Source organism: Leptospira haakeii (assembly GCF_002812045.1).
Lineage (GTDB): Bacteria > Spirochaetota > Leptospiria > Leptospirales > Leptospiraceae > Leptospira_B > Leptospira_B haakeii.
In genome coordinates this window covers 20,079-32,660 of record NZ_NPEG01000022.1, presented here as the reverse complement: position 1 = coordinate 32,660, position 12,582 = coordinate 20,079, and the positions used below count along the sequence as shown (strand labels likewise).

14 protein-coding genes are annotated in these 12,582 nt (G+C 37.3%); all 14 read right to left on the bottom strand.

Annotation, left to right across the window (positions count from 1 at the left end):
• Positions 1 to 256 precede the first annotated feature (256 nt).
• The gene (locus CH377_RS19035) at positions 257 to 1,312 is read right to left on the bottom strand and encodes a hypothetical protein (RefSeq protein WP_100725317.1); all 1,056 of its coding nucleotides are present in this window, start codon (positions 1,310 to 1,312) and stop codon (positions 257 to 259) included.
• A gap of 664 nt (positions 1,313 to 1,976) precedes the next feature.
• Positions 1,977 to 2,231: a CopG family transcriptional regulator gene (locus CH377_RS19885; RefSeq protein ID WP_243402134.1), complete on the bottom strand. Its 255-nt coding sequence runs from the start codon at positions 2,229 to 2,231 to the stop codon at positions 1,977 to 1,979.
• A complete protein-coding gene (locus CH377_RS19025) occupies positions 2,206 to 2,487 on the bottom strand; it encodes a BrnT family toxin (protein WP_100725315.1) in 282 nt (93 codons plus the stop codon). Before CH377_RS19025 ends, CH377_RS19885 begins: the two co-directional genes overlap by 26 nt.
• Before the next feature lie 330 nt (positions 2,488 to 2,817).
• Complete coding sequence (locus tag CH377_RS19020) at positions 2,818 to 3,105, bottom strand: HigA family addiction module antitoxin (protein ID WP_100725314.1); 288 nt, start codon at positions 3,103 to 3,105, stop codon at positions 2,818 to 2,820.
• Between the two features lie 8 nt (positions 3,106 to 3,113).
• Complete coding sequence (locus CH377_RS19015) at positions 3,114 to 3,392, bottom strand: type II toxin-antitoxin system RelE/ParE family toxin (protein WP_100725313.1); 279 nt, start codon at positions 3,390 to 3,392, stop codon at positions 3,114 to 3,116.
• A gap of 578 nt (positions 3,393 to 3,970) precedes the next feature.
• On the bottom strand, positions 3,971 to 4,339 hold the full coding sequence (locus CH377_RS19005) for a DUF6864 domain-containing function (RefSeq protein WP_100725311.1): 369 nt from the start codon (positions 4,337 to 4,339) through the stop codon (positions 3,971 to 3,973).
• Positions 4,340 to 4,558: 219 nt separating this feature from the next.
• The gene (locus tag CH377_RS19000) at positions 4,559 to 5,080 is read right to left on the bottom strand and encodes a DUF2695 domain-containing protein (protein ID WP_100725310.1); all 522 of its coding nucleotides are present in this window, start codon (positions 5,078 to 5,080) and stop codon (positions 4,559 to 4,561) included.
• 198 nt (positions 5,081 to 5,278) lie between these two features.
• Positions 5,279 to 5,974 (bottom strand): DUF4136 domain-containing protein, encoded by a 696-nt coding sequence (locus tag CH377_RS18995; RefSeq protein WP_100725309.1) that lies wholly within the window; start codon positions 5,972 to 5,974, stop codon positions 5,279 to 5,281.
• 568 nt (positions 5,975 to 6,542) lie between these two features.
• A complete protein-coding gene (locus tag CH377_RS18990) occupies positions 6,543 to 7,568 on the bottom strand; it encodes a hypothetical protein (protein WP_125172189.1) in 1,026 nt (341 codons plus the stop codon).
• A 245-nt stretch (positions 7,569 to 7,813) separates the two neighbouring features.
• Positions 7,814 to 8,545: an ankyrin repeat domain-containing protein gene (locus CH377_RS18985; RefSeq protein WP_100725307.1), complete on the bottom strand. Its 732-nt coding sequence runs from the start codon at positions 8,543 to 8,545 to the stop codon at positions 7,814 to 7,816.
• 584 nt (positions 8,546 to 9,129) lie between these two features.
• Positions 9,130 to 9,747, bottom strand: coding sequence for a hypothetical protein (locus CH377_RS18980; protein ID WP_125172187.1), 618 nt, complete (start codon positions 9,745 to 9,747; stop codon positions 9,130 to 9,132).
• Positions 9,748 to 9,958: 211 nt separating this feature from the next.
• A complete protein-coding gene (locus tag CH377_RS18970; RefSeq protein ID WP_100725305.1) occupies positions 9,959 to 10,717 on the bottom strand; it encodes an Lp29 family lipoprotein in 759 nt (252 codons plus the stop codon).
• Positions 10,718 to 11,445: 728 nt separating this feature from the next.
• The gene (locus tag CH377_RS18965; protein WP_100725304.1) at positions 11,446 to 11,724 is read right to left on the bottom strand and encodes a barstar family protein; all 279 of its coding nucleotides are present in this window, start codon (positions 11,722 to 11,724) and stop codon (positions 11,446 to 11,448) included.
• Between the two features lie 20 nt (positions 11,725 to 11,744).
• Positions 11,745 to 12,008: a hypothetical protein gene (locus CH377_RS18960; RefSeq protein ID WP_100725303.1), complete on the bottom strand. Its 264-nt coding sequence runs from the start codon at positions 12,006 to 12,008 to the stop codon at positions 11,745 to 11,747.
• Positions 12,009 to 12,582 lie beyond the last annotated feature (574 nt).

Below are 12,582 nucleotides of genomic sequence, written 5' to 3'. Positions count from 1 at the left end.
CTTCCGTGCAATTGATTTGGAGTAAATCCGATAAAATCTTTCATAGTTTTAAATTAGTTTAAATTCCTTTGTCATAGCGCATAACGACCAAGGCTTGACGACGTTTCGCGAGTGCGTAAGCACTTGGCACGAGACTTGCTCTGCAAGACGAGTGACAAAGCGAAATGTGGCGTAGCCCAAGCGAGGGTTGCGTAGCAATCCCGAAGCGATGCGTCAGAGCCGATAGTTAGACGCTGTAGGTGCCTCTATTAATATTTCACTTTTCAAAAATAATATTAGCAAGTTTAGCGCTTATAAACTGGATCCTGCTCCTTCCAACTAAAGGTAAATTTTTATCTTTGCAATAGTCTATAAACTGATTAACATCAAATTCAATTCGTAAATACAATTTATTCTCAGAAGCCAACGTATCGAGATAGTTTTCAGCATCTATGCGCCATTCATCCCAAGTCGGATGCAGAACATCCTTATCTTCCATTTTATCTTTTATTAGAGTCCATTGCTCTCTTTTATAGTAAGGAATAGGAAAAAGCATAATGGCAGGCCCTGCCTCTTTATCAAGATCCGTTATTAAATGTGGATTGTTAGAGAATATTAAGTTCAAATAAAGTTTAATCGATGTACCGACTAACAATTTTTCTTTTTCAAGAAAGGTATGAGCGATCCCAACCAATCTTATAACCTTTTCATCAGAAAATAACTTCCTTTTATCTTTAGAATAAGAAAAAATCCCACCCCCACTAATTCCATTCGGAAGTGGTGCAGCAGAAATTGAACCAACTTCACCGATTGTCTTTTTTCTATTAAAATCAATTATAATATTAATATTCTTGTCATAGTTTTGTTCGACAAATATTTCTTCATTAGAAGCTCCGCCCGTAAAAGAATATAATTCACTAGATAACTTATTATCATAGAATTTCGACTTTCTATAAGGAAAGCCCGTAAACGTATAAATGTCTTCCCCTTCCCTACTATCAGAAATATCGATTTGATTCAAAGATAAAGGTGCAAGACCATCCACAAATTCTATTGGTGACCCTGCTTTGAATCTTAAGTATGCAATATCAATCTTATCGTTTTTTCGATCATTTTTCGCATCAGGAATATGTGACGCAAAATATTCGATTTCGATTAGCCCAGTTTTAGTAGGAACAAGAAGTCCGTTCCCATTAATACCATCATAAACATGGGCAGAAGTTAAAATAAAGAGTTCTTCTTGTATTTTTAATAAAACCCCTGATGCTATCTGTTCTGGAATTCCTTTCTTACTTATTATAATAGGGAATATGCTTTGAAAAATCTCTTCCATTTTGCACCTATTGCGTCTAACGACCAAGGTGCTCCGACGTTCGCGACGGCACGAGTTTGCTTTGCAAACAAAGTGACGGAAGCGAATGTGGCGAAGCCCAAGCGAGCGGGTTGCATAAGCAAGCCCCGAGCGGCGCGGAGGCACCGCAAGTTAGGCGCAGTATCGCCCTAAACACATTGCACCAAACCCCTACTATATAAAATCCTTAAATAAAATAAAGGTCAATTAGGGACAAATGCACTTTCAAAATATAAAGTAGCGAACCTTTTTCGTATCTCTTAGTACAAAGGCAACAGGAGCTGTGAAGAAACCGAACATTACTAAGATCTTTCAGTCTACGATATAAAGTAAGAAAAGGGAGAAAAGCGGCCTAACCTTAAGTGGGTCTTGATTCGGCTCTAAGGTAAAATTCAAAACTTATATAATAAAGAAAAATAAAATCGCGATATTGCGCCTAACGACCAAGGCTTGACGACGTTGACGAGCTGAGCGAAAGCGAAGACAGGCACGAGAATTGCTCTGCAATTCGAGTGACTGAGTCAATGTGGCGTAGCCCGAGCGAGAGTTGCGCAGCAATCTCGAAGCGATGCGTCAGAGCCGATAGTTAGGCGACGGCTCGGCAAGTAATACTACAAAATCAAGCCATGGATGGCGTCGCAGATGATTATTTATGAGCGTAATGCTCTGTATATAAATCCAGAACTCTTTTAATCATAGCCTGATAAGGTATTCCTGATCTCTTAGACTCCTCTTTAAAAAATGAAATACTCTTTTTACTTAAGACTATTGTTACTCTAGAATTATCTTCTTTCAAAACAAGTTTATTCGGAGGAGGTAAAAAATCCTCAACAACCTTAGATGATTTAATTGAAGACGATATTGATGAGGGTGCATCACTGTATTTTATTTTCTTTTTCATAAACTTTCTTACCTTGCCTCCAATAACCTGCCCCAAAGATTCGAATTTTACCATTTCTAACAGTAAATCTTACTGTTGATACATTCGAATCAATTAAGCCAAAGCAGTAATATCTTTTTTCAGATTCAGATGAATGAGTAACATCTAATGTGATTACCCTATTCGGATCAAAGAATGCCTTTTGAGCTTCATAGAAATCAATTCCATGTTTCCTGAAATTTTCGTCATTCTTTGCAGAATCCCATTCAAACTCCATCTACATATAGATTAGACAAGAGAAGAATCATTGTCAATACATATAATTATACATATTCTGATGCATATTTCTATAATTATTTGAAACTCATATTAATAAGTGGGCAGGAGGCCCGCAAAACTTTAAAAGGATATTGTGCAGAGCTGTCCGCCTAACGACCAAGGCTTGACGACGTTTCGCGTGTGCGTAAGCACTTGGCACGAGACTTGCCACTGCAAGGCGAGTGACAAAGCGAAATGTGGCGCAAGCCCGAGCGAAGGTTGCGAAGCAATCCTGAAGCGATGCGTCAGAGCCGATAGTTAGGCGACGGTTTGGCTTTAATAAAGTAAATTATGCTGAGATTGGAAACTTAATTATATTTTTAGGCTTTTCTTGCATTGCAGTCCATAAGTCTAATTTTGTCTGCATGTTCAGCCAACTCTCTGCTGAAGTATTTGTTGCAATACCAATTCGCACAGCCATTTCAGGAGTAATTGGACTCCTGCCGTTTACTATCTCTGAAAGAGTTTTACGGGAAACACCTAAATCTTTCGCAGCCTCAGTGATAGTTAAACCTAAAGGCTTTATTACATCTTCTAATAAGATTTCGCCAGGATGAGTTGGTTTTCTTTTATTCATAAAGTCCTCTAGTGATAATCCTCGTAATCAACCAGTATCGCGTTCTCACCTTCAAATTCAAAAGTAAGACGCCAATTCCCATTTACCCATACTGACCACCTACCCTTTTCTTGACCTTTCAGAGGATGCAAGCGATAAGCTGGCAAATCCATATCTTTCGGTGAAGTAGACGAATCTAATCTATCTAGTAATCTTGCTAATTTACTAGCATGATCTGCTTGTATTCCTTTTTTGCTCCCAGTTTCAAAAAACTGTTCAAGACCCTTATGTTTGAAGGAAATTATCAATAATCAAAATGTAACCCATAGGGTTACATTGTCAATCTTTATTTATACAGAAAATTTAGCCAAACTGTTCGCCTAACGAACAAGGCTTGACGACGTTTCGCGAGTCCGCAAGGACTTGGCGCGAGACTTGCTCTGCAAGGCGAGTGACAAAGCGAAATGTGGCGAAGCCCGAGCGAGGGTCACGAAGTGAACCCGAAGCGAAGCGTCAGAGCCGACAGTTAGGCGTAGTCACAATTTTCTACAGGCAATTCTTAATAGTTTTGATTAAATATTCAATGGTCGTCTTTTCTTTATTTCTAATGTAAAAGATGAAATTAAGTATAAATAAAGTTAAGGTAATAAATAACACCAAATACATAATTGAAGACAATATAATCGCCGGAATATTGAAAAAGTCTTTCTTAATGTCAGTCGTCGCTACAGCAATCAGTATCGTGATAAAAATCGAAAAGGGAGTAAACCAGCCCTGTGCTCTTTCAAAATCTCGAAAAAACTTTATTAGTATATTTTCCAATTTATCATGCGTAATTTCTATTAGATCAGTCTTCGTGTTACTGTATATTTGGCTAGTGAATTTCTTATTGCTCGCCATTTTCATGTTCCCTGATATAGAAATTAAATAAGATAGATTTACCTGCAGTAGGTAAGTCAAAGATTCTATAATTAAAATATAATGGCCTATTTTTCAATGTCCCAAGTTCAATTAAATTTGTATTGCCTCCTCCCTGAAAATTAGTGAAATTAATAAAATCAATTTTCAAGGTAAAACGATCAATTCTTTTTATATTTGTTTTTGGCTCTTTAATTTCACTATTAGATTCAAAATTTATTAAGAAACTATAATCACCTTCAATTTCATCTGGGAGAACAATTTTGATTGGATTATCCTTTATTTCAATTAATACACCAGAATGCACTAACTCATATTCTCCGAACGTAATTTTCATGCTTTCCTCGAATTTAAATTTTATAATTTGCAACTATGCTTATTGTGATTACGCCTAACGACCAAGGCTTGACGACGTTTCGCGAGTGCGTAAGCACTTGGCACGAGGCTTGCCCCGCAAGGCGAGTGACAAAGCGAAATGTGGCGAAGCCCAAGCGAGAGTGCGAAGCATCTCGAAGCGACGCGTCAGAGCCGACAGTTAGGCGAAGTTTGGTTATTCTTAAAGAGTTACATTGGCAAGGACTTCACAATCACAGAATCCTCCGTGATTTTGCAATGCTGTTATGATTCTCTTTAATTCAACTTTAGAATATTTCTCCTCTAAGTATTTTCTTGTTATAACTAAAGAATGATCGCAAGTAATCCTACTTAAATTCGAATTTAGATAATCTCCTAATTCTTTCAATTCCTTCGGAGCGAGTATTAAATCTTCCCATTCACCCTGGCTTTCCTTTAATAAGGCCAACCTTTTTAGATCCTTTTTATCTCTTCCTTTGAAGTTTAAGTACTTTGTAAAACTATCAATCGCTTCTCTATAATTTAAAAGCGCTTCCTCAGATTGTGAAAGCAATTTCCAGGCATCTGCATTACTTGCATCAATTTCCAAAATTCCCTTTAGTTTTCTTCTTATTTCAATAAATAATGGAATAGACTTTTTGGAGGGCATCCTTCTATCAAAGGAACTTTGCCCCGATAGTTGGTTAGCTGATATTAACTGATCTCTTAATTCTTCTATATTCATAATACAATAATATTAACCAAATTTCGCCTAACGACCAAGGTGTTCCGACGTTTGCGCGCTGAGCGAAGCGAAGACAGGCACGAGAATTGCTCTGCAATTCGAGTGACTGAGCAAATGTGGCGAAGCCCGAGTGAGAGGTGCGAAGCAGCCTCGAACGGAGCGGAAGCACCGATAGTTAGGCGCAGAAGCTTTAGGCTATCAGTAGCATGACCAATCCATATCTGGGAAGTGATTCTTTATCTCACCTGTTTCAGAATTTCCCAAATAAAAATCATGCTTTTTATTCATTAAGTCAGAAGGATAATTTTCAAAAATAGCGGTAATCAATTCAGGCATTGTTGCTCCTAGTAGACCACATTCAGTTTCATCTTCTAAAGTATTTCCTGTCCAAACCAAACGTTGATTTTTATCATTCACTGTTATGCTTAAAGACTTAGAATATAAAGGAGTAACTGAAACATTTACCATTGCCATATTACTTCCAATTTGATTAGCCATTCCATGTCTTCGATTACCTTTCGGTACTACTGAAGCAGTTACATTAAAGAAGTAATCTGCGTCTTCTTTGCTTTCTGTTAGACCAATCTTTTTTAACTTAACAGAAATCATTTTTGCAAACAAATTCTGCTGCGCATCTGTTACCTGGTATTTAATCGTAAACTTGCCTTTTAAAGGTGCATTAGTATTTGCTGTATTTGTTCTTGTCGAAACTGTAACACAGCCAATAAGTATTATACAGTTAATTACAACTAATATAAGCAAAGATACTTTTTTTATCATTTTTGTGGTTCTTCCTTTTTGTTTTTGTATATAATAACATTTTTTTAAAGCTTTTGCGCCTAACGCACCGAGGTGTTCCGACGTTTGCGAGCTGAGCGAAGCGAAGACAGGCATGAGAATTGCCCTGCAATTCGAATGACTGAGCAAATGTGGCGTAGCCCGAGCGAGTGAGTCGCGTTAGCGAACTCCGAGCGGAGCGGAAGCACCGGAAGTTAGGCGCAGTATCGCCTCAAACAAATTGCACCAAACCCCTACTCTAGAAAATCTCCTTATAGAACAAAGGTCAAATAGAGAATAATTCACATTTACAACATATGTAGCGAACCCTTTTCGCTGCTTTCTGAGTAAAGGTTACAAGAGTTTCGGTATCAATTTCGAAGCAATGATCAATTTTTCAATCGACGATATAAGGCAAGAAAAGGGAGAAAAGCGGCCTAACCTTAAGTGGGTCTTGATTCGGCTCTAAGGTAAAATTCAAAACTTATATAATAAAAAAAATCGCGATATTGCGCCTAACGACCAAGGTGTTCCGACGTTTGCGCGCTGAGCGAAGCGAAGACAGTCATTCGAATTGCTCTGCAATTCGAATGACTGAGCAAATGTGGCGAAGCCCGAGCGAGAGGTGCGAAGCAGCCCCGAGCGGAGCGGAAGCACCGATAGTTAGACGATGGCGACAGTTACACTATCGACCAAAAACGAAATAGCAAAATAGAATTCTATAGAATCGGAATAATCCTGATTTTTTTTCTCCATAACGAATCCCAAAAAATTCAAGAAACATTCCGTATGAGTTCATATTTTCTATATTATTTATTCTTAAATCAAAATCTTTAAGTTTACTTAAAACTGTACCCAAAACTGAACGTTCTCTTTCTTTTCGGTCTTCTACTGGATCATTGACTTTCGTAGATATACCTTCTTTATATTCGGAAAGCTTGCTCTCCATTGTAGTAATTGCGGGTTTAAGAATTGAATGAAAATGATTTAACTTCTGTAGAAAATACTTATCTTCAAATAAATTAAAGAGATATTCGCGATTATTTAATGATTTCTGAAAATCGGAAAATTTTTTATTAATCTGCAACTTATGATAGTAATTAATCTGTTCGATCTGGCCATTAATATCAACGAGCGCGTAGGCAAGAGAAGATTGAATTATTCGTCTTTGATTTTGCACGGACTTTCTAAAAATCCCCAAGCGAAGTAGTAGTGTATAAATGAAAATACTCGAGATAACACTTGCCAATAATTTTAAGAAGTCTCCATTTATAAGAGAGACACAAAAATAACTATTTAATATGCACAGTAAAATCAGAAATATCGAACTTATCGCCATAAATTTTCTAAATGATGGAATTCTGTCAGAACCAGTTATTAAAAAATCCGATATAAAATTGTCAGATAGATAGTAAACGGTTTCAATCTGACTTTTGCGTATTGCTACTTCTCCTTCACTACTACCAAAAGGTTCCGATTGATCATTCTTTACTATTCTGTCAATTTCTCGCAGCAAAATGAAAATTTTGTTAAGATGTGAAATAGTAGCTATGATTATAGCAAAATATAATCCCCAAAGAATTATCTGGGTTTTTTCATCCGTAAGATCCAATTTCAAATAAGTTAAATCAAGAGACCCCGAATACTTAAGAATGTGCACAATAAAAATTGCAGATAGTAGAATAATATCGCGCTGTATCAGTTTATTCAAATTCCGAACAGTTACGATCGCCTCGTTTAATGTAAATTCTGTTATGCTAGTCATATTTTTGTCGCTTTCGTCTAACGAACAAGGCTTGACGACGTTTCGCGAGTCCAAAGGACTTGGCGCGAGGCTTGCTTTGCAAGGCGAGTGACAAAGCGAAATGTGGCGCAGCCCGGAACGAGGGTCGCGTAGCGAACCCGAAGTGTAGCGTCAGAGCCGATAGTTATACGAAGGTTTGCTTTTGAATAGGCTTAGAATTTTTTCGCTCGTTCAATAAACTCTAGTTTGATTTTGAGAAGATTTCCTTTTTCAAAGCCTTGTAGTTTACAAATTCTATCTTTATCAAATTTTACACCTTTGTTTTGGAAAAAATTTAGAATTTTAATCTTGTCTCGATATCTAATTTCAGCTTGGTCTTGGAAGCCGGAATAATAAAGATCTTCATCAGGATTATAGCATTCAACAATTTCATTACCTAAACGTGTTGATTTATTTTTTAGATCTGATTCTGAAAAAAGTAGAGGAATAGGTTCAAAAAAAGCTGAACTAATTGAGGAAATAACAGCTTCGTTTTCACCTTCTAAATTTAATGGAGAAAGATCTTTGTTTTTGAGAATATTGATAATTTTTAATTTACCCTTAATTCTATTTTCTAAACATTGATTTCTACAATTGTCGTCAAACCTCATAAGTCCGGCAGCAACACTAAGAAGATTATTTCCAGATAAATCTTTTATTTGATAATTAGCGCCAATGTTGACTAGATAATTAAATGTGTCAAAGTCACCGTAACTAGCAGAATAGTAGAGTGGAGATTTATAACCTTTCGCACTTTTATTGCTGCTATCAGCGTCCGGAAACCAATCGGATCTTTCTTGATCAGATAAAGTTATGCTTTGTTTATATTTTTTAACGATTTTGTCTGTAGAACTTGAACATCCTACTACTAAAATGGCTATAAATATTGTTAAATTGTTTTTCATTTTTTATCCTTCTTTAAAAAAATTTAATAAAATTGCAAACTTTCGTATAACGACCAAGGTGCTCCGACGTTTGCGATGGCACGAGTTTGCCCTGCAAACGAAGTGACAGAAGCAAATGTGGCGAAGCCCAAGCGAGTGGGTCACGAAGTGAGCCCCGAGCGGCGCGGAGGCACCGAAAGTTATCCGACGTTTCAGACACTACTACTAATAATTTTGCATGCTTCGAAGCTGAAGAATTCAATTACAAAAACTCTGTCCGCCACTAACGCTAGCCTCAAACACCAACAAATGCCTGAATCGCAAGATGCACTTCAAGAGTAAGGCGGCTATTAGAAAAAAGCAGCTAATTATTTATCAAGCTACAAAACGCTTGAACCTATATAAAGAAAACCTCGAATTCAAAAACAAACAAAAAAACAAATTATGGCTGAAATGTTCGGATAACGACCAAGGCTTGACGACGTTTCGCGAGTGCGAAAGCACTTGGCGCGAGACTTGCTCTGCAAGACGAGTGACAAAGCGAAATGTGCCGGAGGCCAAGCGAGAGTGCGAAGCATCTCGAAGCGCAGCGTCAGAGCCGACAGTTATGCGCCGTCCGAACTGGAAATTGGAAAACATTGTTTAATATTAGTTGAAAAAATAAAAATACTAGGTCTTCGGTGTGTTCCCAAAACTAATTGAAACAGAAATAATCTTTCTTCAAATTGCCTCAATACTCCATATAGACCATTAGAATATTTCAGCTTAATACTCCGTTCACTCGTAATTATCTCATCAAAAATTTGATTATAAAACTGACTCCTCAGAAAAGATAAAAAGCTATTTTGATAAACTATATTTCCTGTCTCAGTTGCTTCTATCAATTCCTTTAACTCAGTAATTTCTTTATCATTTTCTGGAATCACTTTTATAAAGCCAATACTCGGTTTTGAAGTAGATTGTTTAATAAGTAAAGCGTAGTAATCATAGGAAGTAACTTGCGAATTCTGAGTGAGAGAAAATCTTTGGCCAATTCCAACAAAAATGCATGAATTCTTATCAAGTTTAGGAGCGGTTCCGCGCTTAAATCGCTCTATCGTAGAACAGAATTTTTCAGAAGCATTCTCTTCACACAGCTTTGAAAGATTTTTATCTAAATCTTCATCTGATTCCGCCCAAACGCAGAACGGAATTAAAAGGAGCATTATTAGAATTTTTTTCATAAACATTTATTTTCGTTCGTATGGCGCATAACGACCAAGGCTTGACGACGTTTCGCGAGTCCGTAAGGACTTGGCGCGAGACTTGCCACTGCAAGGCGAGTGACAAAGCGAAATGTGCCGAAGGCCAAGCGAGAGTTGCGAAGCAATCTCGAAGCGCTGCGTCAGAGCCGACAGTTAGGCGAAGTTTAGTTATATTTAATAGAATGTTTTTCTAATCACTCCCTTTCAGCGTTTGTATATCGGCCAAAAATTCCATCTCAAATTCACTAATATCAGCAAGATATGGTTCCATTGCCCTTGAGTCATCATCATACGTTCTGTTACCTTCCTTTGGGACAAACCAAGAAATCAAATAATGATATGAAGAATCATATTCCTTCCTTTTCAGAAGTTCCAATTTTGAATCGAATATTAAGAATGTAGACTTATTTTCCATGATTCCCCAATTTGGAACTGTTCCTAATGAAAGCAAAAAAGGAAAATACGTTAACAAACTGAGAGCATAACCAGATATAGATGGTCGAGCAAATGGAGGTCCGAGAATCGCAACGACATAAAAATCAACATCGCGCTTTCTTAAAAAACCTATCTTACCTTTTGTAGATTCCTTAATAAGTAATACTTTGTTTATTTCATCTAAACCCGTCTTTTTAACTTCTCCAATATACAAATTAACGAATCTATTTACATTTTCTGCTGGAACAGATAAATCGATACCGTTCTCTGTAATTTGCTCAATTGGTGTGCCAATTTTCACATATTTCTTTAAAGAGTTCTCATAATCTAAAGAAGCGACTCGAATAGATCTTCCTCCTGTTTCTTTAAAAGGGAGAAATCCAACGAGAGCAATGCGATTTTTTTTAATCTCCAATACACTATTATCTTTGATTATCTTAGGTTCTTTATAGAAACTTTTAACGCAAGAAAGCGTAAACAGCCAAACCATCAATATAGATATTTTAAATTTCATTTTTATTCCTTATTTTTTGTTATTGTAATACTGATTTGCTAAATTTCGCCTAACGACCAAGGTGTTCCGACGTTTGCGTGCTGAGCGTAGCGAAGACAGGCACAAGAATTGCTCTGCAATTCGAGTGACTGAGCAAATGTGGCGTAGCCCGAGCGAGTGAGGCGCGTTAGCGATCTCCGAGCGCAGCGGAAGCACCGATAGTTAGGCGCAGTATCGCTCCTAACAAACTGCACCCAAGCCCTACTCTATAAAATCCTCAAATAGAATAAAAGTCAATTAGTGACTAATTTACTTTCAAAATAAAAAGTAGCGAACCCTTTTCGTCTTTTACTTATGTAAAGGCAACATGAGTTCAAGAGAAACTTAACATTACTAAGATCTTTCTGTTTACGATATAAGATAAGAAAAGGGTGAAAAGCGATCGAACTTTAAACGGATACTAATTCGGTTTAAGGTAAAATTCAAAATTTATATATTAAAAATAAAAAAGAAAATCGCGATATTGCGCCTAACGACCAAGGCTTGACGACGTTTCGCGAGTCCGCAAGGACTTGGCATGAGGCTTGCCCTGCAAGACGAGTGACAAAGCGAAATGTGGCGTAGCCCAAGCGAGGGTTGCGAAGCAATCCCGAAGCGAAGCGTCAGAGCCGATAGTTAGTCGCTGTCGCCTTTATTCTTATTACAAATTAAAACTGCTATTGCGAAAGTACATCTTAATATTGATAAGTTTAATAAATAAAGAATTTCCATTCAGGATTTTCCTCTTGATATTCAAGTAGGCACGAAATTAATTTCGGTTTTTCCCCCTGAAGTGTCTGTTCAAGTTGCGAAATCCCATAAATATGAAGTTCTTCAAGCATAACAGAAAGATCCGGATCATTTATGCAATCCCAAAATGCATCAAAATTATTACCGTAAAATTCTGGAAAGGAGAATGTCTTCGCCAATAATTTATGCAATTCTTCTCTACTTTGAACTGTAGCTAAATTTAATTCTATCTTTTTCATTCAATTTTAGTTATGGTAACTCAATTCTGAACTATTACTTTTTCCACTGCAGCCAATAAAGTCAAATTCTCTCCAATGTAGAGAGCGTCGGCAAACCCTGGATAAGCATTCACATAAAAATGATTTCTTGTTTTTGATTCTATCCTCCGATCCAAATAAAAAGGGTGTTCATTTTCTTGAGAATCCATAAGAGTGAAAGCAATAGTTCCACCATCCGCAGCAATAACGATTGAACTTTCAATAATAACGAACTGTCCGCTCTGTATAATTTCTATTAATTGCATATAAATTATAAAATTTATTAATTTATCTTTTGGTTATGCTTATTTAGTCGATTTAGAGAAATACTTTCTAGGCGATGGCGACTAACGACCAAGGTGCTCCGACGTTTGCGATGGCACGAGTTTGCTCATGCAAACGAAGTGACTGAAGCAAATGTGGCGAAGCCCAAGCGAGCGGGTTGCGTAAGCAAGCCCCGAGCGGCGCGGAGGCACCGTAAGTTATCCGACGTTTCAGCCACTATTCCTAAAAATTTCAAACCATTCGAAGCTGAAGGATCTATTTAGACGAACTCTGTCCGCCACTAATGCTATCCTCAAACACCAACAAGTACCAAAATCGCAAGATGCACTTTAAGAGTAAGGCGGCTATTAGGAAAAAGCAGCTAATTATTTATCAAGCTACCAACCGCTTGAATCTATATAAAGAAAACCTTGAATTCGAAAACAAACAAAAAAACAAATTATGGCTGAAATGTTCGGATAACGACCAAGGCTTGACGACGTTTCGCGAGTCCGAAGGACTTGGCACGAGACTTGCCCTGCAAGACGAGTGACAAAGCGAAATGTGCCGGAGGCC